Here is a 24,280-nt window from a genome sequence, read left to right as displayed (position 1 = left end):
GAGAGATTATGAGCCAGAAACTCAAAAAAGGCGACATGGTCGTAATGCATACATGTTTAGAAGCGAAATTGAACGAGGGCAGAGTGTGGACATGTGCAGGTGATGAATTTAATCCAAGCGCACCTGCTGTTTTCCTAGAAGGTTTTTCAGGATACTTTGCAACTGAATTTCTCCAAAAAGTGGACGTACCTGTTATCGAATCAGATATGGACCTATACAACGAGATTCAGCGTCTAAAGCAAGAATTGAGGTTTTCAAACAAAAAGAATGAGCAGTATTTGAATGAATGGAAAAAGGCTGAAACACAGGCAAACAGAGCTACGGAGCAACTAGCCGATGTCACCATTGAACTGAAAAACTTACAACGATCTTTACTAATGGAGGCGGGGAAATAATGAGTCTACCAAAACACGTTGAACTGTCGCAGGCTGTCAAAGCCTGCAAACATCAAGCAATGACAATCGAGGATGCGGCTACATATCTCCGAGTGCCGGATTACGTGGTGCCGATGCTGGTACGCAAAAATGATGATCTCGTGATCGAGGGGAACGTGGTCTTAGCAAAACGTGAGTCAAACGCACTTGTATTGATTCCGATACTTGTATTCATTGGCATCATCTTGATTGCTGGATTTTTCGGAAATTAAACAGCCTAGCGGCTTAGGAGGAAACGGAATGACGAAAATGACTGCAAAGAAAATGGCGGATATGTTAGAAGACTATGAACAGAAAGCTTATGCAGAATATTTTGGATTAGAATGGCTTGCTGATGTGGGTGAAAATCTGAAAATGTATATGATTAACTGCCATCTTGAAAAACGCGAACCGACTTTTGAAGGACTAATGAAATGGATTACGGATCTTCATATTAAGGCAATGGCTTAACAACTAAATAAGTCCAAGACGGAGAGCCTGCGGACACTGATCAACACCTTTTAAGGGTGCTGGTTGGTGTCCGTTTTTTATTTACCTGAACGGAGGATGAACATGAAGAAGGAAAAGCCCAAAAAGAACACGCAGAAGCTCACTGACAGAGAGATACGTGAGCTGATGGGGCAAAACATGCAGAGGTTAAAAAGAGCCAAAGGCGGCGCTTTTAAGCGTAAATAAGAGGAGGATAAACATGCAGGATTTAATCATTGAATACAAAAGAGCGTTAAAAGAAGCGAGAAAGATGTATCGGGCATTCTCGGAAACACCAGAAAATGAAATGACAGCAGAACAAAAGAACGATAAGAAAATCATTGGTAGTATGATCAGCGATATTGAATTCACTCTCGAATGGCTGCAGAACGGAAGACAACCAGGAGCACGCCGGGGAGCTGACAGAAGGGACGTTTATCAAAGAACGATTCTTGCTGATCCACGTATCATTGATGCAATGCCAGAAGAATATGCGATCAATCAGGAGCCAGAAGGAGAGGTAAGCGATTGGGACAAAGAAAGAATTGCTGATGCCCTTTCGGTACTCACTGAAAGAGAGAAGGACATTTTCATCATGCATACTGTGCAAAACATGTCTTTCGAAGAGATCGCCCAGCTGCTGAACATAAAAAAAGGAACAGTGCAGAAAAACATTGAGCGTTCCCGTTTGAAAATGAAAAATAGAATTAATTATAGTTTGTTTTGTTTAGCATAACAATTAATTGTATTGAACATGTCTTATAAGCTTTGCTAGTATGGTATAATTTGTTTAAATATTAAACTTCAAACTATCCATATAGAGGTGATATCAAATCGCTTACCGTATTATTGATGTATCTGAATGGGAAATAGACGACTTAAATAATGGTCCAGGTGTTGGAGAGCGAACCAAGGTATGGTTGAGAAATCCTGAAAATGGGAAAATAGCAATGTTCAAGATACCTAGAGAAAACCGTGGAGAACATTGGGCTGAAAAAGTTTGCAGTGAAATTGCTAAGGTAATTGGGTTTGAGTGTGCCGAAGTAGATATTGCTAGGAGAAATGGTGCGATCGGCTGTCTAAGTTATTTTTTTGTGAATAAGAGTGCTGGCTATAATCATTATGACGGGGGGAATTTCTTTCCTGTAAATTATGATTACGAAAAAAATAATGGTTATAATATTCAGCTGATTTTTGAGGTCTTGAGTAGATTTGATCTGTTTATGGATTTTCTAAAGATAATAGTTTTTGACGCATTAGTTGGTAATGGTGATAGACATCAAGATAATTGGGGGATCACTAGACATGAGAAACATGATGAAGAGTTTATCTCTCCTCTTTACGATAATAGTGCAAGCCTAGGAAGAGAACTAACTGATGAAGTGGCAAAGAATTATAATTCGTCGGAGAGTGACTTTCTTCGTTTTATATATAGAGGAAAAGGGAAAATAGGTTGGCTCGATAAGAAAAAAGAAAATCATTTCCTTATGTTAAAAAGGCTACTAAGTATATTTCCTGCTGAGGTTAAAAATAATATTGATAAAATAAATTCATTAACTGATGATGAAATTGAAAGAATTGTTACTGGTATCCCTGAAGATGTGATTACTAAGAATCAAAAATGTTTTGTTATAAATTACATTAAAAAAAGAAAAGAAATTATTCTAAAAATTGGTGATAAAATGAATAAAGAAATCGATAATTTATTGATGATATGGAAAGATGAAGAATCTAGAAGTCGTTTTGTTGTTGGGGAATTGAAATATAACTCTGAATCCGATACTTATATTTTTAAATATAAAAAACCTGAAGTTTATGAAGCGAAGAAGAACGGATTTAAAGATTACCCTAACTTTCCAAATATAGATGTAATTTATAAATCAGAGGGGAAATTGTTCGTTAGCATTAAAAATCGTTTGCCTAAGCCTAAAAGAAAAGATTATCCACAAATATTAGATCGTTATGGTTTAGAATCTACTGCTACAGAATTAGAGATCCTCGAAGCAACACGTGGAAGGTTAGCAACAGACAACTTTGAATTTATACAGAGCATTAAGTATAAAAAAGATTCTCCTTTTGAGGTTGTATTTGATTTAGCAGGTGCCAGATATGGGGAAATTCAAGAAAATGCTGATAAAATCAATATTGATGATCAGGTTAAACTCGAATCCGAACCAGATAATCAATATGATGAGTATGCTGTTGCAGTTTTTACAAAAGATAATAAACGAATTGGATATGTACCAAAATACTATTCCAAAGAGTTTTCAAAGTTTTTAAATGATGATGTAAAGTACACAGCTCAATTCACGCATTTAGATTTAGAAAATGAATCTCCTGACGAATGGGTCAAAATTTCGGTTAAATTAATAGTTGGTTAAAATGGGGCATCGTAATGATGCTCTTTTGTTATGATGAAAATAAAAGAATATTACGAATTTTATATTGACGATGGTAAATATAACTGATATAATTAAAGTATCGAAAGGAGGTGTTGAGAGAGCATGGAAATGGTTGAAATTATCCTTCGGGACTTGGCTTGGCTGGTTGCAATCCTTACCGGAATTACAACGATGGTCAAGAACATCAAGGAAATGAAGGATAATAAAAACAAAAAACGACGTTCTCCCGCCAAGAAGAAACGTCGCAAATAACCCAATAGGGGGATCACTTCCCCCTCACCATATTATAACACTTTGTGTTCCATGCTCAAACAAATGAAAAAAATACTAGACGGCTCAACAATTTTATTCTTTATTCTGTTCGTCATCGTATTTGCTGATAAAGATTACAGCAATTTAGACACCCTGGATATCATTACAATGGTTTTGGCTCTTAGTTGGTTGGTAATCACTATAATAAATATCATCCTTAAATGGAGGAACACGCGGAATGACTAAATTTGTTTTTGAAAGTATTGACGAGCTGAGAGAATTCATGGATAAAGAAGTCATTACGACATCTGAAGCCATTGAGATTATCGGATGCAGCCGGCAGAATCTTAAGCAGCTGGTTGATTACAAAACATTGATTCCGATTAAAACTACAAACAGAGATCGCCTATTCTTGAGAAAAGATATTGAAGGCTATAAAAAGAAACGTTGATTGCACCCGCAGCTAAAGGGTGCTTTTTTTGTCTTACGACTGCACCTATTTATGAAGGGCGCTTTCGTTCGACAAATTTTGTAGACTCCTCAACTTTATCAATCTTATCCGATAATAATATTGAGGAGTGAAGGAAATTGAGTAAAAAGAAGAAAACCACAACTAATAATAAACAAAAGAACGAACAATTAAAGGAATTAGAAGATGTGATCTACACATATCCAGAGAAAGATTTAGTTTCTTATTTTAAAAAGATATTCATATTCGGTAATACGAAGGAGCATTATCAAAAGAACTTGTCTTTACTTCGCAGCTTAGATATGGATTCCATAGATTTTGCAATTGCTAGATTTTATCATTTGGATAACAGTTTAGATCCTGTTAGAAGAAACTTAATGGCAGTGATTCCTTTATTCGTTGCATATCTTACGGCTGTATTTAATGTTAATGTAATTAAAATATTAGGATTTTTGATTGTGATTATATCGGTTCTAATTGTTATGTGGCTTTTGGATAAAGACAGAAAGGATAGAATTGTTACAGGTTACATGTTAAAAACATTTGAGCAAGTAAAGGCAAGAAAAGGATGAAAAGTGATTTTCGTTCGACAAATTTCGCAAATGGTTCCTTTGTCTTTTCCTTTCACCGATAATAAGGTGGGGGCGATAAAGGTGAATTTTGAATCTAAATATTTAGTAAGATGGGGACTCCCTGGATGGGTGTTTATGATATTTATAACCCTGCTGTATTTAATAAACAAACCAGAGTATATACCCCAAATTCTAAAGTATAAAGGTTTCTCGCTAGTAGGTTTTACTGCACTAGCAGCAGCACTAGGATTAATTTTAGGGCATATCATTCATCAGATTAGTTTGTTTTTCTGGTTCGTAATTCCAGAATACAGAAAAAGAAAATGGTTAGTTTACTTTGATAAAGAATTTAAGATTGATAAGCGAATCGTTGAAGAAGAAGAACTTGGGAAAAGAATTAAAAACATATACAGTTATCGTTTAGGGCAACTACATGCGAGAAGAGGCTTACTTACAAGCTTAATGCTGTCATTTGTGACTATAGCAATCCTCTGTAAGACAGATCTAAACTTACTCAGCGAAAAAACGATAATACTTGAAATTGGTAATGGTGCTCTAATAATGATTATGCTGATAAATTATCACTATTTCCTTAGAAACCTAGAATATTTTATGGACAGAGTAAATGAGTTTAAAAATCAAAGTAATTCAAGTGATAACTCTTAACAATCTAATAATGAATAAAATGGCGCCTCTATTAAGGTGCTTTTTTTGTTCCCTGTAAACTGCTTCCGGTAAGTCTCAGGATAGACAATTGGCGGTTAACGGCTTGAGCACGGTGGTGGTTTAGAGGGAATATCTTTTCCAAAACAACACGAATCAGAAGGAGGCGGCGGTGAATGTAAATGGCAGACAAGCACATTCAGGCGCAGAAAGATTACGTCAAAGGTATGAAATACAAGGACCTTGCCGAGAAATACGGGGTGTCGATCAACACCATAAAATCGTGGAAAAAGCGGCATGGTTGGGAAAGGAAAAAGGGTGCACCCAATGAAAAAAGTGTGCACACAAAAAAAGGTGGGCAACCCGGCAACAAAAACGCTGTAGGAAATAGCGACGGTGCTCCACCAAGAAACCAAAACGCAAAGACACACGGCTTTTACTCAAAGCACATGCCGGCAGATGCGTTTGAAATCATGCAGGACATTCAGGAGTTTTCGCCAGTAGACATGCTGTGGGAGCAAATACAGATTCAATTTACTGCAATCGTAAGAGCACAGAAGATCATGTTCGTTGAAAGTAAAGACGAAATGATCAAAGAGCTTAAAAAGAAAAAGTCAGTCGTTTCAGATGCCGCTGATATTGAGGAAGAAGAATACGAATTCCAGTTTGCATGGGATAGGCATGCTACTTTTCTAAATGCTCAATCTAGGGCAATGTCAGAGCTTAGAAGTTTGATAAAACAGTTTGAAGGGTTAGCTCATGAAACAGATGAAAGACGGTTTAAATTGGAGCAGATGCGCCTAAATATCGAAAAGACTAAAAAGTCCATTGACAGTGGCAAAGAAAGCAACAAAGAAAACAAAATAGCCACGATGCTTCAAAAGATGGTGAATGAACATTGGAATTGAATAAGAAGCAGAAAGAGGTCTGGGAATGCTTCATAAAAGAGCGTCCTAAAATACTTTTGTGTAGTGGAGCAAAGAGAGCAGGAAAAACATTCGTGCTCCTTTTGGCATTCCTAGCACACATAAGCAAGTTTCAAAACAAGGGGCTTTCATTTATCATTGGCGGTGCTACTCAAGCAGCTATCAAACGTAACGTATTAAATGATCTTGAATTGATATTAGAAAAGGAATTGAAACTCGACAAAGCAAATGCTGTTGAGATATTTGGTAATCGAGTCTATTGCTTTGATGGTGCTAATGTCGACTCGTGGAAAAAGGCAAGAGGTTTTACGTCTGCCGGTGCATTCTTAAATGAAGCAACCGCTCTGCACGATTCATTTGTAAAGGAAGTTATATCCCGTTGCTCATACAAAGGCGCAATGGTTTTAATGGATACAAACCCTGAAAACCCAATGCACACAGTTAAAAAAGATTACATTGACAAAGACGGGCAACGACTTAAAAACGGGAGACTAAACATAAGAGCTTTCCATTTTTCCCTGTTTGATAATAACTTTCTTGACCCCGAATACGTAGAGAGTATAATCGCATCAACACCGAGCGGTATGTTTACGGATAGGGATATTTATGGCTATTGGGTTGCGCCAGAAGGCGTAATATACAAAGACTTTAACAAAGATGTGCATTACATCCAGTCAGATCAATTAGATCAAGTCAACTTTGTAAAATACTTCGCTGGGGTTGACTGGGGGTATGAACATTTTGGTTCCATCATTGTTATTGGTGAGGATGATAAGCAAAATTATTATCTCTTGGAAGAGCACGCAGCGCAGCATGAAGAAATAGATTACTGGGTCAAAGTGGCGAAAGATATAAAAGAGCGATACGGCAGCATTAACTTTTATTGTGATACCGCTCGGCCAGAACATGTTGTTAGGTTCAGGCGTGAAAGGATAAGAGCCTTGAATGCTGATAAGGCTGTAGTGTCTGGTATAGAGGAGGTAGCAGGCTTGTTCAAAAAGAACAGGCTTTTTGTCGTTGAAGACAGGGTGAAACGTTTCAAACAAGAAATATTCATGTATGTATGGAATCAAAAGACGGGTGACCCAGTTAAAGAATGGGACGATGTGCTCGATGCTGTGAGGTATGCCCTTTATACACATAATAAACCGATGAGGCGCAAAGGAGAGAGGTGATCAAATGAATGAGTTTTTACAGCATTTAAGAAAGAGTGAAATAACGGGAGAGGTCATTCAAGCCATTATTGATGCACATAAAGAGAAACGCTCTATGATGATAAGTCAATATGAAAGATACAAAGCATCTATCGAGGGTGTGCCAATCCTACGAAGGGATGCTTTTCAATTGGAGCATCAAGAAGACTTTGAAACAGGTGCGATATTAAGGATAGATGATCGAGTCAATAATCGCTTAAACAATGGCTTTGACAGTGAAATTGTTGATACAAAAATAGGTTACATGTTTGGTCATCCTATCACTTATGAGGTGGACAAAAACAAAGTTAAATCAAACGCTTTAGAAGAAGCGATCAATAGATTTAATCTACTCAACACCATTGAAGATGCTGACAGCGAATTAGGAAAGAAAGCGGCTATTTGTGGTTATGCTACTCGATTGGCTTATGTCGATAAGTCAGGCGAAGTACGAACCATAAATATTGATCCGTGGGAAGTAGCCGTTATCGGAAATAATATAACCGAACCTGAATATGCTCTTAGGTACTATGAGGTAACAACCTGGATAGACGGAAAGCAGATAAAACGTGACAAAGCGGAGTTTTATGATTCTTCTCAAGTTTACTATTTTGAGAAGCTTGAAAATGGATGGACATTAGTTGATATTCTTAAACATCTATTCGACCACTGTCCTTTATTTGGCTTGCCAAACAACGACGAGCTTATGGGTGATGCTGAAAAGGTTTATTCATTGATTGATGCCTATGACCGTACATTATCAGACGCATCAAATGAGATTGAGCAGTTGCGTCTTGCTTACATTATCTTTAAGGGTGCGGGAGCTGACGAGGAAACACTCGAAAACCTCAAAAAGCATGGAGTCTTTGAGCTTTTTGGTGAAAACGATGATGTAAAGTTTCTGACCAAAGACATAAACGACACAATGATTGAAAATCACTTGAATCGTTTAGAAGAAAACATTATGCGTTTTTCAAAGTCTGTGAATTTCTCAGATGAAGCTTTTGGCGGTAACCTAACTGGGGTGGCGATGCGCTACAAACTCATGGCTTTAGAAAACAAATGTATCACTATGGAGCGGAAAATGACTGCCGCATTGAGGTATCAATATAAATTACTGTGCTCTGCTTGGTCAAGGAAAAACGCCGCTATCAGAGGTGATGATTATTTGAAGGTGTGGTTTACATTTACACGAAACCTTCCAGCGAACATTGCAGAAGAAGCAGAAACAACAGCGAAACTCAAAGGTCTTGTAAGTGAAGAAACAAGGCTGTCACTTCTTACATTCGTTGATGATGTGCAATACGAATTAGATCGAATGAATGAAGAGAAAATCGATTCTATTTATAGTTTCGATGAGGAGATAGAGACTGAACCACGACCTGCCGGAAGTCGTGAAAAGACGGAAAACATTGACATGTAGGCTCGCACTACATGGCTTGGAGGATGAAAAAGAATGAATATTGAAGAAATCAGACAGTTTTTTGAGCAAAATAAAGAGAATGAAGAAGTACAAACGTTTCTAGGGGAACTATCAGCCGTGTCAGCGGACAAGGTGAAAGGATTCTTGGAAACGGAAGAAGGAAAAAAGCTTCTACAACCAAGATTGGACCAACACTTCACCAAAGGTCTTGAGACATGGAAGGCTAACAATCTTGAAAAGATAATTAAGGATGAAGTATCAAAGCGAAATCCTGCAAAGACACCCGAACAAATTGAAGTTGAGAAGCTAAGAAAAGAAATAGAGGCTGAAAGAGCGGCCCGCAATAGAGAAACATTAGTCAATAAAGCCTTGAAGTTTGCTGATGAAAAAAAGCTTCCTAAAGGACTTATTGACTTTTTTATTGGTGAAAACGAAGAAGCGACAATCGAAAATCTTAGCAAGCTTGAAGAGTCATTCAATTCAGCTTTGCAAAATGCGGTAGAAGCGAAATTCAAAGAATCGGGCCGCTCGATTGAGCGCGGGAATGGCTCCGCTCATTCAACCGGTGTAGATATTACACAACTTGCAAATCAAGCAAGCATTAGAAAATAAGGAGGGCTATGAATGCCAACATTTAATCCGAAAACAGTTTTGTTACAAGATGCAGTAAATGGAAAGGTTCCAACAGAACATTCAGAGATTGTTTTGAAAGAGTTCATGCAAACTTCTGCAATTTCTCAACTAGCAAAATATGAACCAATGACAAAACCTGAAAAGACATTCACATACCTAGCTTCAGGTCCGGGAGCTTACTGGGTTGGTGAAGGTGAACGAATCGAAACCAGCACTGCTAAATGGCTAACAGCAAAGATGACAACCAAGAAGCTTGGGGTAATCATTCCCGTTTCAAAAGAGTTTTTAAGATACACTGTTTCAGACTTCTTTACTCAAATGCAAGACCCGATTAGAGCAGCATTTGCAATTAAATTTGATCAAGCCGCTTTATTTGGTAAAAATTCACCTTTTGAAAAAGGTGTATCTATCATGGAAAGAATTGATGCATCTGGTCAAAAAATTGAATTGGGTTCAGGAGCAGGCAATGGGTCAACTATTTATGATGATTTGGCGGCGGCTATGGCTCTAATTGAAGATGCAGACAAAGACCCTGATGCTTTTACAACAATTCGAACGTTTCGTCAGAAGCTAAGAGCATCAAAAGATAACAATGGGTTGCCATTATTTAATCAAGTCACAGCAGATGCAGTGCCTCAAGCATTGGGCTTACCTATTGGTTTTGTTAACAGTGAATCTTGGGATAAATCAAAGGCAGAATTAATTACAGGCGCTTGGGATTATGCTCGTTACGGAATCTTGCAAGATATCGAGTATACGATCTCAACTGATGCTACGCTCACTACAGCAGTAGATGAAAATAATGTACCTATCAATCTATTTGAAAGAGACATGTTTGCTCTTCGTGCAACTATGCAAGTAGGGTTCACTACTTTAGCTGATGATGCATTTGCTGCTATCACGCCAAAAGGAGCTGCTGGTGAGTGATGAGAGTAAAAAAAGGCAAACACTCTCTTGAAGTCACTGAACGAGCCTTTAAAGTCATCTACAAAGATTTAGGCTATAAACTCGATAAGGGCAAAGAGAAACAAGAAGAAAAACCTGAACAGACGGAGCAGGGACAGGCGGAAGAATAGGAGGGATAACGGTGGATAAAGAACAAACTGAAAAAGAGCTTTTGAAGCCGTTGAACCGTAAAACCAAGGAATTCTTACGGAAACTCAAGCGGCTTTTTCAGCGTGCTTCAAAAGATTTGCTGTCAAAGCTGACGGCGTTATTCGTCAAGCTTGATCAAACCAAAGAACCGACTCTTGCTGACGCTAACCGACACGGTGATCTAACTCGGTTAAAGTGGGAAATCACATCGTTGATTAGTGATCTTTCAGCAAAAGTCAAAGCTATGATCATAGAATTTCTTGAAGAAATCTACGAATCATCTTACAACTGGCTTATCCTTGGCTTTTTGGCTACGTTAGGAATTACACTTGCACAGCCAAAAATAACACTCAATCAGGCTAATTTACCTGCTGAATGGACTTCTTGGGACGTTCGGAAGGCTATTAGTAGTAAACAGATGTACAAAGCCATTGAAACCGATCGCAAAAAGACAATACAGCAGATTAACAAGACAATTGAACGTGGTTTTATTGAGCGGAAACACTTTGCTCAGGTAGCCAAAGAGCTGCAGTCTGATGTCGGTCTGAGTTACAACCGTTCAAAGCGCATAGTAAATACAGAAATGCATCGCATAAGGGAAAAAGCAACGCTCGACGCTGCTAAAAAAGCTCAGTCGAGGGGCATTGACATGAAAAAGACCTGGCACAACGTTGGTGATGAAAGAGTACGAGAAACAAAATATGCTGATCATGTCCATTTAGAAGGTCAAGAACGCATGATAAATGAGCCGTTTGACCTGGGCATCAATAAAAATGGTGTTCATGTAACGGCAGAAGCGCCGGGACAAAGCGGTGATCCATCAAATGATATTAATTGCCGATGTTTTGCGACATATGAACCGGTCTTTTGAAAGGATTGAGAGAAATGGACTTGGCAGAATTAAAAGTCAGACTAGGGATTCCAGCTGAAGACACCTCTCAGGATGCAAAGTTACAAATAGACCTTGAAGACGCGATTTCTTTCGTTAAGGAGGAGTGCAATAACTCTTTTGTTGGGCCAGATGGGGTTGAATCATTACCAGGTCCCGTGAAGAAGGGAATTGCTCTCATGATTGAAATTGATCGAGAAAGCCCAAAAGGTGTTCAAGCTGAATCAATTGGCGGAATGAGCAAGACATACACTGCGGATGACGTTAGGTATAAGCCTGCGTTTGATTTTTTTCATCCATACAAAAAAATCCGTTTTAAACCATTGAGGTGATTAAATGGCACATAGAAACATTCGGGTACGAGATAGCAACCGTATTCCAGAAGTCATAAAAAACCTCAGTTCCGTTGGAAAGGTGAAAGTCGGAATCCTAGACAGTGAGCGTCAAATGATTGCGGCTGTTCATGAATTCGGTTGCCGTATTGCTGTAACTGATCGTATGAGGAACTATCTTGCTTCAAAAGGGCTGTATCTTAAGAAAGATACTCAATATATCAACATTCCAGAGCGTTCTTTCATCCGTGCTGGATGGGACGAGAACGAGGAAGAGATCGTTCAAAAGGTAGAGGATCTGGTCAATAGAGCCTTAGACAATGGCGATTCAATGAAGGACATTATGGAAATGGTCGGTCTGCTGGCGAAAGGGCGGCTCCAAGTATATGCGCGAGATTTACGAAACCCAGCTAACCATCCCTTTACAACCAAGCAGAAGGGTTCTTCAAATCCATTGGTTGATACTGGGGAAATGATTGGCTCGATGGATTATGAGGTTGAAAGCTGATGGGGAATCATTTCATTTTTTCTGATCTGATTAAGCGATACAGCGTTGATTTTACGTTGCTTATTCCATCTGAAGAGGGCTTATATAACAACCTCGGTGAATGGGTACCAGCAAAGCCGATAAGTTCAACTGAGAGAGGGGCAATAGTTCCTTTACAGTCACAACTGGTCTATCAATCTGGCGGGCGGCTTACATCAATGGACAGGCAGCTATTTATCAAAAATGAATTTCCTCTGAAAGCTCAGGTGCTTTTTGAAGGTGCCACCTTTGATATTGAAGCAATGACGCCTTTTGGGACGTATGCCGATTTCAACAGCTATATCTTAAAGGCGGTGATCAATTCAGATGGACTACAACAGCATAATACAAACAGTCCTAGGACTGATTAGAGAGAAAACAGGTCATGTCGTTATCGTTGCAAATGGAACAGGGAAACAACCTGTCTATCCTTTTTGCACGTATACCGTGACATCTCCATATTTAGCTCAGCATAGAGGCATTGAAGAACAGGGAGCGTTAATGGAAGACATTGAGCTTGTTTTCTCTTTTACATGGATTTCAAATAGCCATATTGAAGCCATTTCCCTTGCTCAACAAACTGCTACGTACTTCAAAACAGGTGAAGCACGCCAAAAACTCCATGATAATAGGCTTGTGTGGGTCAGGAACGACGGTTTCGGCAATCGAGATACATTTATCACGGTCGACACAGAACGCCGTCATGGATTCGATGCGCGTTTTAGAACACGTGTCATTCATGGAGAAAAAAATGCAGAGGTTTTCGACTCTGTGCGAATTGAAAATATAGGAGGGTAATTCATATGCCACTTAGTGACGTTACAGTCAAAATTGACTTAGTGAAACCGTCCAGTCTTAAAGGATTGGGAACACCTCTGATTCTAGCAAAGGTAGACGGTCACAACACATATAAAGAATACGGCTCTTTAGAATCTATTAAGAAAGATTATGCAGAAACCACAGCAACATATAAAAAGGCTGCGGCTATCTTTGCGCAGGGTGACAATGCACCGTCAAAGGTTGCAATCGGTACTTATGGAGGTACTGAATCACCGAAGGGTGGAGCGACTACAGCAGAGACATTCTCCATCCGTAATGCGTTTGATGAGTATTTCGACAATGACTGGCACTTCTTGATTCTTGCTGATGCGACAGCGGACGAAAGGCTGGAAGCGGCAAAAGCGATGGAAGAGAAGTCATATAAATTTATAGTATTACAGGTAACTGATCGTGAAGAGGTTACTTCTTATAAAGGCAAGGACCGTACAATCGTTTTCTATCATCCGATAAATGACGAGCATCCAGACGCTGGACTCGTTGGTTCGGTTGCTTCTCAAACGGTTGGATCGGTAACTTGGAAGTTTAAAAATATCGTAGGCATCACGCCTCAAGATATTAAGGCAGATGAGCTGAAGAAGCTACACACAGAAGGAGCTATTGCTTATGTAACTAAAGCTGGCCACAATGAGACATCTGAGGGCATTACTGCATCTGGGGAATATATCGACGTGCTACACGGAAAAGATTGGGTGAAATTGAATATTGAAACATCTATTCAATCAGCATTCTCAAACAACGGCAGAATTCCATTCTCGAATGCTGGTTTTACATTGCTTAGTGTACAGGTTACAAACGTTCTGCAAACAGCTTTTGCAAATGGCATCGTTGCTGAAGATGCAGACGGGCAGCCAGTGTATTCAATCAGCACTAAAACCCGTGATCAAATTACAGATGAAAACAGAAAAAATCGTGTATACGACGGTCTGTCATTTACTTTTGAGCTGGCTGGTGCGGTTCATTCTGCTGAAATCACTGGTGAAATATCAATTTAAGGAGGATTTAAACAATGGCAGCATACGTTTATGATGCAAATGAAGTCAACACGAACATTGACGGAAAAATCGTAACCGGTTATTCCGAGGGCACAATGGTTTCATGTTCCAAAGATGAAGAAAAGTTTTCGACGAAAGTCAGTGCCAAGGGTGATGTCAGTGTTGCAACGAAAAACAACCCACTCGGAACAATCACACTGACACTTTCCATGGGATCGCCATTTGTGCCATACCTGAACAAACTGGCTAATACAGCCAAAACATTCCCGATCTGGGTTACAGGAGGTCAGGAAAAAATCGGCGGGACAGAAGCAATGGTCAAAAAGCCTGCTGACGCTGAATTCAGTGACGAGATTGGAGATCGTGAGTTCGAGATTCAAGTCTTTGACTATACAGTATTGGAACAGTAATTTAGCTATGGGAAAGATGAAAAAATCAAACGCAAGAAAGCAGTCCAATAGGGCTGCTTTTCAATATATGCAAACTAAACAATCGGAGGGAAAACCTATGTCAAAATTCGGTAAACAAAAGAAAGTAACTATCCAAGGAACTGAGTACACTCTTCAACACCCAGGAACACGTCGTTCAATTGAGTACAATGATGAAGCGATCAATATCAATACTGGTATGTTTTCGTCTGCGAAACTGTATGAACTGTACATGAAAGAAGTAGTTGTTGAACCCAAAGTAAGCTATGACTACTTTGATAAGAAACCTGGTTTCCTTGAGCTGATGAAAGAGGTTCAGACCTTTCTTAGCGCCGAAACCGAAGCCGAAACAGTTTTACAAAAAGAAGGCAAGTGACAACTGGCCTATGTATCGGCTCGTGATGTCTGAGAAGTTCTCCTTCTCGGAGGTCGCGGCGATGGATCTCGATACTCTGCTTGAAGCAAACGCAGCCCTCGACATCCATATTGAGCAAGAAAACAAGAGGAATAAAAAGAAATGAGGGGGTATGAACGTTGTCAGACGCATTGAGAAGTACACATATTGACGTTGAATTGAACGTTGATACCTCCCCTCTAGAAAGAGCAAATCAGCAAATAGATAGGCTCGTTGATCATGTCGGCGATGCTGGCGGCAGTTTTTCACAGATGCGTACACGGATGGCTCAGGTTCAAAGGCAACAGCGGAATTTTAGAGACATCCATATGAATATGATCTTGGACAACTCATCGTTACAAACTGCCAGTCAAACGATAGAACGGCTAGGGCCTCAAATCGACTTAGTTACATCCCGTTTGAGCCAGCTGAATACCCAGGTACAAGAGACAAGCAGACTTATTCAAAGCCTTCCGTCTGAGGTCAATATCAATGTTGATCAGACGTCGATAACAAACGCCAATGAATCAATTGATCAACTCAGGCAGAATTTGAATAACATTGATATGAGTCGCATTGGTACGTCTGCACCAAGCACAAACGTTACATCGAGCACTCAAAGTGTTCAAAATAACGTGGCAGCGGTAGCTGTCCCAGCCCCAGATTATAGGGGTGTGCGGCAGTATGGCCGTGAAATGAACTTTTTGCGCGGTTCAACTCATGGTTTGGAAGAAGACACAATCCGAATGATGAACGAGATGCGGCAGGCATGGAACAATGAACGATACAATATGTCAGGTTTCCGGAATGAAATGATTCGGGCTCAGTATGGTTTCTTTCAGTTAGGGAACCAGATGGACAGTTGGTCTGGCACCAATCAGCAGTTTATGGATGAAGTGTACAGGCTGGGAAGAGCTCACAAACAAGCCACAGATAACATGATGAAGAACAATAAAATGATGCGTATGAGTATGCTGCAGACTGTCGGAACACTAATGGCCCGATCTACTCAATCTGAGAAGATCGCAGCCAATTATGACAGAATGGGAAACCCGTTATATCAAGTAAATAAAGCGGGTCTGGCTGTATCGAATACGCTTGAGAACATGGCGAAGCAGGGTACTGCTGCGCATTTGGCTCTGAAAATGCTCGGGCCTACTGCCAACATGAAAGAGCTTAACGATATGACAATGATGATCACTCAGGGTTATATGCGTTTTCAAATGGTGGCACTGGGTGCAGCCTTTACAAACTTTTTCATGTTCCAAGGGCTTCATAAAGCGGCAACACAAACAGTTCCGGGCTATTCAAAAGCATGGGAAGAGATGTGCAGTACACTACTGAAAGCTATTCAGCCAGCGATCGAAGTGTTTGCGTCGTTTGCGATGGCAATATACAAGGGCATTACGGCCGTTGCAAAACTAATCATACAGTTTAATAAGGCACACCCTGTTCTTTCGAAAATGATCCAAGGATTTATGCTTCTCATTCCTGTTTTAACCCTACTTTTATCGCCATTAGCGATAGGAATAGGGTTAGTGAATGGTTTCCTTGGAGCTCTCAGTAGTTTGTGGATGTTCATTGGTCCAGTTGTAACCGGGCTGGCGGCTATGTCGGGCACGGTGTATGTCGTAGCTGGGGCCATCGTTCTCCTTGTAACCGGAATTTATTTGCTGTACAAGAATTTCGATAAGCTTCAGGAGAGATTCAAGCCAGCGACAGAAGCGATGAAACGCTTTGCTGACATGGGAAAATCGGCGGTTGTCGGTGCTTTCCATACGATGATCAAAGAAGCTGAGGAACTAAAGCCTGCCTTCATGAAAGGTTTTAAGGACGCACAAAAAGTGGCTATCACGGCTATTCATAAGATACAATCCGAGTCCTTAAAACTGTGGGATCGTCTCGGTGAATCACACCCTCAATTAGTAGCTGGTATTGAGTCGGCTTACAAAACGGCTGTGAAAACTGTGTCAAGCTTCATTCATAATGCTGGAAAGACAATCTCGGATTTCTTCGGGAAAGGGCTGTCAGACGGGCTAAATGGAATCGTAACAGGTTTCATGGAGCAACTGAAAGTCGCTTTATCTAGCTTTAAGGGAATGGTTTCACTGGTAGCACCATTTGTTGCGGCGATCGGACTTGCATTCCTCGGAGTGTCAGGGCCTATCGGTGTAGCTGTCGGTGCCATTTTGAGCGTTGCTGGCGCTTTGTATCGCATGCAACAAACAAACCAAAATGTAAGCCAGGGCTTAAAGAGATCATGGACATCGGTACAATCTGTTCTTATGGCTGTTTTTCAGGCATTGCAACCAATCATCAACACGATTCAACAGTCTTTCAGTCAATTGGTCACTCAATTGACACCGCAGTTCCAGCAACTAGTCGGACAACTGCAGCAATCTTTTGTTCAGATAGGCGGCACACTTGTTTTATTTGCTGCATCTATCTCACAAACGTTCCAGACAATCGGTCCGCAAATCATGCCACTGATTCAGCAATTGCTTTCAGCTTGGATGCAGTTGTCGGGTACTTTATGGACAAGTGTCTTGCAAATAGCAAGCAGCATTCTGCCGTTACTTGTCCAAGGATTCCAGACGATTTTCCCGGTTATTCTGAGCGTAATTAATGCGGTGCTACCAATCATTATTCAACTGATAGGTAGTTTCTCAGGAGTCCTTGTTTCAATTGTGCAAAATGCCTTACCGATGTTGGTTCAGATGATTCAGATTGCGTTCCCGTTAATCATGAGTATTGTACAAAAAGCTCTTCCCATTGTTCTGCAATTGATTCAGCTTTTAGGGTCATCAATCGGACAAATAGCGGTTCAAGTGTTGCCGTTAATTTTATCAGTGGTGCAGCAAGTTTTTCCGATTATTAAACAGGTCATCATGGCTGTTCTTCCGATCGTGGCACAATTGCTTACTGTAGTGGCAACAATCATTATACAGTTGGCTCAAGCTGCACTTCCTATTTTAATTCAGGTTGTGCAACAGGTATTCCCACAGATCATGCAAATCATACAAGCGGCTCTTCCGATTGTTGTTTCTCTTTTGCAACTTCTGGGGAATATCATCACAACTGTTGTCATTCCGGCGATCCGTTTCATCTTAAATATCGTGACTGCTGTTTTTCCAGTTGTGCTCTCAATAATTCAATTTGCTCTAAAAAATATCATTGTGATTATACAGGGTGCATTTGGCATTATTATGGGAATCGTGAATGTCTTCAAAGGCTTATTCACTGGGAATTTCCGCATGATGTGGGACGGAGTGAAGCAAATTTTCTCTAGTGCCGTTGGTATGGTGAAAAATCTGGTGTCTAACGCAGCAGATGGAATTATCAAAGGATGGACCTATATCAAAACAAAAGTCGGTGATTTGGCACACAATCTGTGGAAGAAGGTCACTGATAAGTTTTGGGATATTGTCGATGCTGCCAAAGCTTTACCGGGTAAAATAGGTGATGGTATTAAGAATATGGCTCACAAGGCAACAGATGGCGTGCGTAGCCTAGCGAATAAACTTGCTGGGGTACTCGGAAAAGGCGTAAATGGTGTAATTGGCGGAGTAAACTGGGTCCTTGATAAGATCGGTTTGAAAGATAAGCATATCCCTAAATGGGAAGTACCGAAATATGCACACGGAACCGGAGGACACCCGGGAGGTCCGGCGATACTTGGAGACGGTAAAGGGTCAAACGCTGGTCCTGAAATGTACCGTACCCCATCAGGTCAAGTGGGACTTAGCCCTGCAACTGATACGCTGATGAACCTCCCGAAAGGCACTGAGGTGTTATCTGCAAAACAGACAAGGGCTGCTTTGTCGGCCCTCCCTGCATACGATAGTGGAAATGTTGGCGGGGGTATCTCAGGTGCTTTGGGTTGGGTCAAAGACAAGGCCACATCAGCAATTAATGGCGCAAAACATGTGGTGAAAAAAGCTAAAGACATTGCTCTGGATGTTTTTGATTATATCGGGCATCCATCCAAACTGTTAACAAAAGTCCTTGAAAACATGGGTGTTAAAGCTCCTTCTATGTTAGGGTCGTTCGGTGATATGGCGAGAGGAGCCTTTAAATTTGTCAAAGACAATGCGATTGGTTTTGTTAAAGACAAAATGTCCAGTTACGCTGAAAGTTTTTCAGGTGGTGGCTCAAAAGCTGTTAAAAAGTGGGTAGCTCAAGCGCTATCAATCAAGGGGCTTGGCTTTGAGTATGCTGGCGCACTTGAAACAATTGCCATGAGAGAATCAGGCGGAAACCCTAATGTCGTGAACAGATGGGATTCAAACTGGAAAGCTGGACACCCGTCTCAAGGTCTTATGCAGTTTATACCAAGTACATTCAACGCTCATAAGGAACCGGGTCACGGAAACATTAAAAATCCAGTTGACCAGATCCTTGCTGCTATCAATTACTTGAACAGCAGATACGGCGGCATTTTAAAACACCCTGGGCTCGTTTCTATGGCTCATGGTGGACCTTATAGAGGTTATGCAACAGGTGGAGTCATTAATAGCCCACAAGTTGCAGCACTTGGCGAAAATGGCTTTAGAGAGTATGTCATCACTACTGAGCCAAGATATAGAAACCAATCACTCGGAATGTATGCTGCACTCGGTCGGGAGCTTGGTGCGGATACTGGGTACACACCAGATAAAGCTACTACAAGTTCAAGCACTGGATCTGTCAATATCACTTTTAACCCGTCAATCAATGTAAAAGTTGAGGGCGGCAGTGAAGGAACAGAAACCAAGGTGAAAAAGGCTGTAACTGATACATTTGACGAGATGTTCGACATGCTGAAGTCGCTTTATCCACCAGAGGGGGCTTATTAATTGGCAAAGCTCGGAAAGATTAATCTCATAAACGAAAAGGAATCTGATGGTGCGGATGTGGATGTCACTTCGTATCCAGTTGAAAAAGGGGTTCCGATCACAGATCATGTAAAAAGAAAGCCAGAGACGACAACAATCTCTGGCTATTTATTAGGAAAAACAGCAAATAGTGATTATGAATATCTAAAAAAGCAAGCTTATGCTGGCACACTTATGACATATACAGGGCGAAAGATTGCTAAAAATGTGATCATTACAAAGATAGATCGCGACACAGGTGATTATACAAACGGTTTTACTATCTCAATAGAATTGCAAGAAATCCGTATTGCAAAAAGCCCATGGGTTAAAAAGAAAGTGAAAACGGCTGGAAAAAAGAAGAAAGCAAGTAAGAAGAAAACAAATAAATCCAGCAAACTATACCACAAGGTCAAGAAGGGTGACACTTACTGGGGCTGTGCACGTAAATACGGCACCACAGTAAATGCATTACGTAGGCTGAATCCATGGCCGGACCGAAGAATTCCTATAGGGGTCAAAATGAGGATCAGATGAAGGAGGGAAAGGCGTGGCATCAAGAGACTACATTCCTTTTGACAAAGAGGACATACCACAGCAGTTTGAATTTGATTTAGCAGATGACACGTTCATTTTGCGTATCAATTACAACCAAACAGACGATAGTTTTTCACTTGATTTATACGATCAGATTATGGAACCAATCGTGCTGGGCGAAAAATTAATTTTAAATGTCCCTTTGTGGGAAGACATCGTAAACGAGAAATTGCCAGCGCCTTCCCTTATCCCTATGGATGAATCGAATACAGAAATGCGGGTTACATACGAGAATTTTATGCAAACTGTGTTTCTTTATATTGATGATGTTTCGGACAGTGCGGAGGGAGAAGACGATGGTAACGAATAAAATGCTGTTTGGGCGCGTCATTAAGATCACGATAGATAACGGCAGTTCACAGACTACCTTCGACTATAGAGACTTAGAAATTCATTTTGAAGTACCGTTTGATGATGACTTTAAACCGAATGAAACAAAGGTTGAAATATACAACCTGAGCAAAGATTCAATCAGCAAAATAAGTAAAGGTAGCACTATTACTGTTCAGGCTGGTTATAAAGACGATTATGGCGTTTTAACTATCGGTAAAGTGACCAAGGTACTGAATAATTGGGACGGTTTGAATAAAGTAACAACCATCTATTCAAAAGATGGCGATGATTACACCCATATGAAAGTAACCACTGAAAATGCTGATCCTGCTGAAAAATATTATGTGAAAAAACGGTACAAGCTCGCTAAACCAGTGGTGACTGTAAAAAAAGACAAAAATGGTCGGACATATAAAACTGTTAGAAATTACGGTACTCGGACAGAGGTCAGATATCGTAAGAGATACATGAAAATCACATTCAAAGCTGGTACTACCTCAAGACAGATAGTTAATAAGCTCCTACGTGTACTCGGCATTAAAGTAAAAAATATTAATTTGCCAAAAAATAAAGTATACAAAAAAGGCTATCGTGTCACTGGATTAATAGAAAACAATCTTGAAGAGGTCATACATGACGCTGGGGCTGTCATGTATTATCGACGCGGCCGCCCTGTTATTCGGCCACTCAACCAAGGGGATGACGAACGTTTTAAGCTCGAAGAGGCGACAGGTCTTGTAGAAACGCCAGAACAATTTGAGGAAGATGATCTCAAAGGATATAAGGTGAAGTGTCTTCTGCAGCATCGTATTGCAGTAGCCTCAATCATAGAAGTGAACAGTAAGACAGCAAAAGGAAAATATCGAGTAAAAGAGGGGACCCACTCTTTTGACGGTAATGACTTTTTTACAGAATGTAAGGTGATTTAATGAGTAAAGCGACAAGGTTTTTTGATGCATTCGAGAAACGGATAAAACAGTCAATTCATACAACGGCACCAGCTCGGGTTGTAAATTACGATGCTGAAAAACATACTGCTGATCTGAAATTGCTGTTTCAAACCAATGATGGTGAATATCTTCATGAATACCCTTTGATTGAGCATGCGCCTGTTTTGAAACATGTTGAGGCTGATATAAAGGTGGGGGGCTGTGTATTTGTTTCTTTTGCTGAACGGTCACTTGATAACTTGGATGGCAATCAAACCTTTGATCCTGATTCAAGCCGTACACATAGCATAAATGATCCAGTCGTCATAGGGGTGTGGGAAGGATGAAGACTCTCAAGCTTAAAAACGGAGATATCTGCTTCGAAAACGGAGAGCTACAGATGGTTGAGGGTGACGCTGAGTTGGCTCAATCGGTAGAAATGATTCTTAAAACAAGTATGGGGGAATTTGAACTTGATGAACATGTCGGTCTTGATCGTAGCAACATTTTAAGAAAACAGTTTGATCAAGAAGAGGCGCAATATGACATCATCAATGCGATTTCTCAAGAAGAGCGTATTTCAAGTGTAGAATCTGTGAACTTTTTAATGGATAAAGAGTCTCGCAGTCTCACAGTGCATGTAAAAATGAAAAAAGAGGATGAAGAGACTATTGAGATAGGAGGTGTCGATCTTGCTTGATGAAACGGGTTTTCAACGTAAAACATACTCGGACATTGTGGACGAGATGGAAGATAAAGCAAAAGAACAATTTGGTGAAGATGTAAACACATCAAGTCGAACTCCGTTAGGAATCATTTTTAGAATCATCGCTTGGTTTTTAGCAGGCGTTTGGGATATTGCTGAACGAGTATATAACAGCGGATTTGTAAGTAAATCTGAAGGTGTGCAGCTTGATCGTCTCGGCAGTAACTCGGGAATTACCAGGGAGCCAGCTTCAGAGTCAGTTGTAACTCTGTCCTTTACAGGAGTTCCTGGCATTGTAATTGAAGAACAAACTCAGTTTACTACAGAATCAGGCATCTATTTTGAATTAATAGAGGACGTTGTTATTGAGGATAATGGAACAGGCTCAGGAACGGCTGTCTCGCTTTCTAAGGGCGTTATAAACAATGTTGCGGCAAACACCATTACTGTGCAGGCAGAGCCTTCTGAGGGCGTGTATTCAGTTACAAATCCGAAACCATCGGCAGGCGGTGCCGATGAGGAAACAGATTCTGAATTCAGAGCTCGTATAAAAAAATCAGTTGAGGGCAGTTCTGCCTCTACACTCAGTGGCATCATTGCGGCATTAATAAAAACAGCAGGCGTCCGATCTGCTAATGTCGTAATGAATAACACAATGGAAATAGATGCAGACGGGAATCCACCGAAAAGCATACATGCTTATGTTCTTGGTGGAATCAAAGAAGATATTGCTGACTCAATATTTAACAGCGTAGCGGCGGGTATTGAAACAGTAGGAAGTCAATCAGTGGTCATTACTGATCTAAGTGGCATTGATCATACAATCAAATTCGATTTTGCCGAAGAAGTAAAAATATATGTCCATTTGGAGATAAAGACAAACGCATCATATCCGGCTGATGGTGATGATCAAATCAAAAACAATGTTGTTTATAAAATCGGTGGAGTGGACAAATCAGGCTCATCATTTACCAGTTCCCAAATGGGTGACGATGTTATTTTGTCTCAACTATATAATGCTGTATATCAAGTGGCAGGTGTTGATGATGTTGTAATCAAGATCGGAAAAAGCCCTGAGTCACTTGGGCAGTCAAACATAGAGATCGAGCCTAAACAGGTTGCACAGGTTTTATTCTCGGAGATCGAGGTGGTACACGTATGATTAAGGACTTAATCAACAAGCTGACCGATGCTTTTCAAAAAGATGAGAAGAGCAATATCGGAAAGCTTTTTTTTATTGTAGATGAGCAACTTACCGCAGTAAAAAAGACACTGATTACAGCAGAAAAATGGCGTGATATAGATAACGCAAAAGGTCGCGGACTTGATCTAATAGGTGATAACGTTGCACAAAATCGAGGCAGAGCTACTGATGAAATTTATCGGGTACTGATTCGTGGCAAAGTGGCAAGGAATATTTCTGACGGTACTACAAACAGAATAATTGAAGCCCTAGCTAAAACGCTCAACTGTGAGTACAGCGAAATTAACATATATACAGTAAAAGAGGACAACGAGAATGAGCCAGCGGCAATAATCGTAAAAAAAGCCCCCCTCGAAGCACTTAATAAAATTGGCATGTCGGCTACTCAATTTTCTTCAATTGTGCAAAAAACTGTAGCAGCTGGCGTGAGGGTTGCCTACATCAACCTTAATGGCACTTTCAGTTTTTCGTCTATTCCCGATGAAATAGAGATAAGTCAATTCGGATTTTCTTCTGATGGAAATGACGGAGGAACATTAGGCGGAATTTTTGAGCCGGAAGATGATTATCCACTACCAATCTAATAACGTTTCTAAAGGAGGGAAAGCATGGGTTTTACAAAAGAATTACCACAATGGGAAAATGCGGGGCAAAGGCCACCACAAAGTAAAATTAGCGAAGGGTTTAAACCATTAGACCATCCGCCTGCTGATTGGTTTAATTGGTA

At 40.3% G+C, this 24,280-nt stretch carries 32 protein-coding genes; all 32 read left to right on the top strand.

Annotated features, from left to right (window positions below):
• Positions 1-8 precede the first annotated feature (8 nt).
• The 32 genes from ABVJ71_RS08345 to ABVJ71_RS08190 all read left to right on the top strand — a co-directional run bounded on the left by ABVJ71_RS08345 (position 9) and on the right by ABVJ71_RS08190 (position 24,137).
• Entirely contained in the window at positions 9-395 is a 387-nt protein-coding gene (locus ABVJ71_RS08345) for a hypothetical protein (protein ID WP_353856455.1), read from the top strand.
• Positions 395-646: a hypothetical protein gene (locus ABVJ71_RS08340; protein ID WP_353856454.1), complete on the top strand. Its 252-nt coding sequence runs from the start codon at positions 395-397 to the stop codon at positions 644-646. Before ABVJ71_RS08345 ends, ABVJ71_RS08340 begins: the two co-directional genes overlap by 1 nt.
• A 28-nt stretch (positions 647-674) precedes the next feature.
• The gene (locus ABVJ71_RS08335) at positions 675-884 is read left to right on the top strand and encodes a hypothetical protein (RefSeq protein ID WP_353856453.1); all 210 of its coding nucleotides are present in this window, start codon (positions 675-677) and stop codon (positions 882-884) included.
• Positions 885-986: 102 nt separating this feature from the next.
• The gene (locus ABVJ71_RS08330) at positions 987-1,109 is read left to right on the top strand and encodes a hypothetical protein (RefSeq protein WP_353856730.1); all 123 of its coding nucleotides are present in this window, start codon (positions 987-989) and stop codon (positions 1,107-1,109) included.
• 13 nt (positions 1,110-1,122) lie between these two features.
• The gene (locus ABVJ71_RS08325; RefSeq protein ID WP_353856452.1) at positions 1,123-1,638 is read left to right on the top strand and encodes a sigma-70 family RNA polymerase sigma factor; all 516 of its coding nucleotides are present in this window, start codon (positions 1,123-1,125) and stop codon (positions 1,636-1,638) included.
• 184 nt (positions 1,639-1,822) lie between these two features.
• Positions 1,823-3,283 carry an HIRAN domain-containing protein gene (locus tag ABVJ71_RS08320; protein WP_353856451.1) on the top strand — a complete coding sequence of 487 codons (1,461 nt, stop codon included), beginning with the start codon at positions 1,823-1,825 and terminating at the stop codon, positions 3,281-3,283.
• Positions 3,284-3,406: 123 nt separating this feature from the next.
• Positions 3,407-3,556: a hypothetical protein gene (locus ABVJ71_RS08315; RefSeq protein ID WP_186302382.1), complete on the top strand. Its 150-nt coding sequence runs from the start codon at positions 3,407-3,409 to the stop codon at positions 3,554-3,556.
• Between the two features lie 238 nt (positions 3,557-3,794).
• Positions 3,795-4,007 (top strand): transcriptional regulator, encoded by a 213-nt coding sequence (locus tag ABVJ71_RS08310; protein ID WP_044445062.1) that lies wholly within the window; start codon positions 3,795-3,797, stop codon positions 4,005-4,007.
• A 137-nt stretch (positions 4,008-4,144) separates the two neighbouring features.
• Positions 4,145-4,597: a hypothetical protein gene (locus ABVJ71_RS08305; protein WP_353856450.1), complete on the top strand. Its 453-nt coding sequence runs from the start codon at positions 4,145-4,147 to the stop codon at positions 4,595-4,597.
• An 81-nt stretch (positions 4,598-4,678) separates the two neighbouring features.
• A complete protein-coding gene (locus ABVJ71_RS08300; RefSeq protein ID WP_353856449.1) occupies positions 4,679-5,263 on the top strand; it encodes a hypothetical protein in 585 nt (194 codons plus the stop codon).
• Between the two features lie 179 nt (positions 5,264-5,442).
• Entirely contained in the window at positions 5,443-6,168 is a 726-nt protein-coding gene (gene terS, locus ABVJ71_RS08295) for a phage terminase small subunit (protein WP_353856448.1), read from the top strand.
• Entirely contained in the window at positions 6,159-7,361 is a 1,203-nt protein-coding gene (locus ABVJ71_RS08290) for a PBSX family phage terminase large subunit (protein ID WP_353856447.1), read from the top strand. The genes terS and ABVJ71_RS08290 overlap by 10 nt, the downstream gene beginning before the upstream one ends.
• Positions 7,362-7,365: 4 nt before the next feature.
• Positions 7,366-8,802 (top strand): phage portal protein, encoded by a 1,437-nt coding sequence (locus ABVJ71_RS08285; RefSeq protein WP_353856446.1) that lies wholly within the window; start codon positions 7,366-7,368, stop codon positions 8,800-8,802.
• 33 nt (positions 8,803-8,835) lie between these two features.
• A complete protein-coding gene (locus ABVJ71_RS08280) occupies positions 8,836-9,414 on the top strand; it encodes a DUF4355 domain-containing protein (RefSeq protein ID WP_353856445.1) in 579 nt (192 codons plus the stop codon).
• A 12-nt stretch (positions 9,415-9,426) separates the two neighbouring features.
• The gene (locus tag ABVJ71_RS08275; RefSeq protein ID WP_353856444.1) at positions 9,427-10,362 is read left to right on the top strand and encodes a phage major capsid protein; all 936 of its coding nucleotides are present in this window, start codon (positions 9,427-9,429) and stop codon (positions 10,360-10,362) included.
• Positions 10,359-10,511, top strand: coding sequence for a hypothetical protein (locus tag ABVJ71_RS08270; protein ID WP_353856729.1), 153 nt, complete (start codon positions 10,359-10,361; stop codon positions 10,509-10,511). The genes ABVJ71_RS08275 and ABVJ71_RS08270 overlap by 4 nt, the downstream gene beginning before the upstream one ends.
• Before the next feature lie 11 nt (positions 10,512-10,522).
• Positions 10,523-11,401, top strand: coding sequence for a phage minor head protein (locus ABVJ71_RS08265; protein WP_353856443.1), 879 nt, complete (start codon positions 10,523-10,525; stop codon positions 11,399-11,401).
• A 14-nt stretch (positions 11,402-11,415) separates the two neighbouring features.
• Positions 11,416-11,751: a phage head-tail connector protein gene (locus ABVJ71_RS08260; protein WP_353856442.1), complete on the top strand. Its 336-nt coding sequence runs from the start codon at positions 11,416-11,418 to the stop codon at positions 11,749-11,751.
• Positions 11,752-11,755: 4 nt separating this feature from the next.
• Positions 11,756-12,259 carry a hypothetical protein gene (locus ABVJ71_RS08255; protein WP_353856441.1) on the top strand — a complete coding sequence of 168 codons (504 nt, stop codon included), beginning with the start codon at positions 11,756-11,758 and terminating at the stop codon, positions 12,257-12,259.
• Positions 12,259-12,648, top strand: a complete 390-nt coding sequence (locus ABVJ71_RS08250; protein WP_353856440.1) for a hypothetical protein — start codon at positions 12,259-12,261, stop codon at positions 12,646-12,648. The genes ABVJ71_RS08255 and ABVJ71_RS08250 overlap by 1 nt, the downstream gene beginning before the upstream one ends.
• Entirely contained in the window at positions 12,605-13,075 is a 471-nt protein-coding gene (locus tag ABVJ71_RS08245; protein WP_353856439.1) for a hypothetical protein, read from the top strand. The genes ABVJ71_RS08250 and ABVJ71_RS08245 overlap by 44 nt, the downstream gene beginning before the upstream one ends.
• 5 nt (positions 13,076-13,080) lie before the next feature.
• On the top strand, positions 13,081-14,109 hold the full coding sequence (locus ABVJ71_RS08240) for a DUF3383 family protein (RefSeq protein ID WP_353856438.1): 1,029 nt from the start codon (positions 13,081-13,083) through the stop codon (positions 14,107-14,109).
• A gap of 14 nt (positions 14,110-14,123) precedes the next feature.
• Complete coding sequence (locus ABVJ71_RS08235) at positions 14,124-14,519, top strand: DUF3277 domain-containing protein (protein ID WP_353856437.1); 396 nt, start codon at positions 14,124-14,126, stop codon at positions 14,517-14,519.
• 97 nt (positions 14,520-14,616) lie between these two features.
• The gene (locus ABVJ71_RS08230) at positions 14,617-14,913 is read left to right on the top strand and encodes a hypothetical protein (protein WP_353856436.1); all 297 of its coding nucleotides are present in this window, start codon (positions 14,617-14,619) and stop codon (positions 14,911-14,913) included.
• 158 nt (positions 14,914-15,071) lie between these two features.
• Complete coding sequence (locus ABVJ71_RS08225; RefSeq protein WP_353856435.1) at positions 15,072-19,766, top strand: transglycosylase SLT domain-containing protein; 4,695 nt, start codon at positions 15,072-15,074, stop codon at positions 19,764-19,766.
• A complete protein-coding gene (locus tag ABVJ71_RS08220) occupies positions 19,767-20,321 on the top strand; it encodes a LysM domain-containing protein (RefSeq protein ID WP_353856434.1) in 555 nt (184 codons plus the stop codon).
• Between the two features lie 13 nt (positions 20,322-20,334).
• A complete protein-coding gene (locus ABVJ71_RS08215) occupies positions 20,335-20,691 on the top strand; it encodes a hypothetical protein (RefSeq protein WP_353856433.1) in 357 nt (118 codons plus the stop codon).
• Positions 20,678-21,643, top strand: coding sequence for a hypothetical protein (locus ABVJ71_RS08210; RefSeq protein ID WP_353856432.1), 966 nt, complete (start codon positions 20,678-20,680; stop codon positions 21,641-21,643). The genes ABVJ71_RS08215 and ABVJ71_RS08210 overlap by 14 nt, the downstream gene beginning before the upstream one ends.
• Positions 21,643-21,990, top strand: a complete 348-nt coding sequence (locus tag ABVJ71_RS08205) for a Gp138 family membrane-puncturing spike protein (RefSeq protein ID WP_353856431.1) — start codon at positions 21,643-21,645, stop codon at positions 21,988-21,990. Before ABVJ71_RS08210 ends, ABVJ71_RS08205 begins: the two co-directional genes overlap by 1 nt.
• Positions 21,987-22,343, top strand: coding sequence for a DUF2634 domain-containing protein (locus ABVJ71_RS08200; protein WP_353856430.1), 357 nt, complete (start codon positions 21,987-21,989; stop codon positions 22,341-22,343). Before ABVJ71_RS08205 ends, ABVJ71_RS08200 begins: the two co-directional genes overlap by 4 nt.
• Positions 22,327-23,511, top strand: a complete 1,185-nt coding sequence (locus ABVJ71_RS08195; protein ID WP_353856429.1) for a baseplate J/gp47 family protein — start codon at positions 22,327-22,329, stop codon at positions 23,509-23,511. Before ABVJ71_RS08200 ends, ABVJ71_RS08195 begins: the two co-directional genes overlap by 17 nt.
• Positions 23,508-24,137: a hypothetical protein gene (locus ABVJ71_RS08190; protein WP_353856428.1), complete on the top strand. Its 630-nt coding sequence runs from the start codon at positions 23,508-23,510 to the stop codon at positions 24,135-24,137. Before ABVJ71_RS08195 ends, ABVJ71_RS08190 begins: the two co-directional genes overlap by 4 nt.
• The last annotated feature ends 143 nt before the right edge of the window (positions 24,138-24,280 follow it).

The organism is Bacillus sp. Bos-x628, assembly GCF_040500475.1.
GTDB classification, from domain to species: domain Bacteria; phylum Bacillota; class Bacilli; order Bacillales; family Bacillaceae; genus Bacillus; species Bacillus maqinnsis.
Note: the sequence above shows the minus strand (reverse complement) of the source record. Positions and strands in the feature narration are given on the sequence as shown.

Coding starts and splice junctions, on each gene's coding strand:
- ABVJ71_RS08330 (WP_353856730.1), top strand. CDS start 987: ATGAAGAAGGAAAAGCCCAAAAAGAACACGCAGAAGCTCACTGACAGA.
- ABVJ71_RS08205 (WP_353856431.1), top strand. CDS start 21,643: ATGAGTAAAGCGACAAGGTTTTTTGATGCATTCGAGAAACGGATAAAA.
- ABVJ71_RS08190 (WP_353856428.1), top strand. CDS start 23,508: ATGATTAAGGACTTAATCAACAAGCTGACCGATGCTTTTCAAAAAGAT.
- ABVJ71_RS08200 (WP_353856430.1), top strand. CDS start 21,987: ATGAAGACTCTCAAGCTTAAAAACGGAGATATCTGCTTCGAAAACGGA.
- ABVJ71_RS08260 (WP_353856442.1), top strand. CDS start 11,416: ATGGACTTGGCAGAATTAAAAGTCAGACTAGGGATTCCAGCTGAAGAC.
- ABVJ71_RS08325 (WP_353856452.1), top strand. CDS start 1,123: ATGCAGGATTTAATCATTGAATACAAAAGAGCGTTAAAAGAAGCGAGA.
- ABVJ71_RS08245 (WP_353856439.1), top strand. CDS start 12,605: ATGGACTACAACAGCATAATACAAACAGTCCTAGGACTGATTAGAGAG.
- ABVJ71_RS08255 (WP_353856441.1), top strand. CDS start 11,756: ATGGCACATAGAAACATTCGGGTACGAGATAGCAACCGTATTCCAGAA.
- ABVJ71_RS08275 (WP_353856444.1), top strand. CDS start 9,427: ATGCCAACATTTAATCCGAAAACAGTTTTGTTACAAGATGCAGTAAAT.
- terS (WP_353856448.1), top strand. CDS start 5,443: ATGGCAGACAAGCACATTCAGGCGCAGAAAGATTACGTCAAAGGTATG.
- ABVJ71_RS08335 (WP_353856453.1), top strand. CDS start 675: ATGACGAAAATGACTGCAAAGAAAATGGCGGATATGTTAGAAGACTAT.
- ABVJ71_RS08235 (WP_353856437.1), top strand. CDS start 14,124: ATGGCAGCATACGTTTATGATGCAAATGAAGTCAACACGAACATTGAC.
- ABVJ71_RS08250 (WP_353856440.1), top strand. CDS start 12,259: ATGGGGAATCATTTCATTTTTTCTGATCTGATTAAGCGATACAGCGTT.
- ABVJ71_RS08240 (WP_353856438.1), top strand. CDS start 13,081: ATGCCACTTAGTGACGTTACAGTCAAAATTGACTTAGTGAAACCGTCC.
- ABVJ71_RS08285 (WP_353856446.1), top strand. CDS start 7,366: ATGAATGAGTTTTTACAGCATTTAAGAAAGAGTGAAATAACGGGAGAG.
- ABVJ71_RS08230 (WP_353856436.1), top strand. CDS start 14,617: ATGTCAAAATTCGGTAAACAAAAGAAAGTAACTATCCAAGGAACTGAG.
- ABVJ71_RS08210 (WP_353856432.1), top strand. CDS start 20,678: ATGGTAACGAATAAAATGCTGTTTGGGCGCGTCATTAAGATCACGATA.
- ABVJ71_RS08345 (WP_353856455.1), top strand. CDS start 9: ATGAGCCAGAAACTCAAAAAAGGCGACATGGTCGTAATGCATACATGT.
- ABVJ71_RS08310 (WP_044445062.1), top strand. CDS start 3,795: ATGACTAAATTTGTTTTTGAAAGTATTGACGAGCTGAGAGAATTCATG.
- ABVJ71_RS08340 (WP_353856454.1), top strand. CDS start 395: ATGAGTCTACCAAAACACGTTGAACTGTCGCAGGCTGTCAAAGCCTGC.
- ABVJ71_RS08315 (WP_186302382.1), top strand. CDS start 3,407: ATGGAAATGGTTGAAATTATCCTTCGGGACTTGGCTTGGCTGGTTGCA.
- ABVJ71_RS08280 (WP_353856445.1), top strand. CDS start 8,836: ATGAATATTGAAGAAATCAGACAGTTTTTTGAGCAAAATAAAGAGAAT.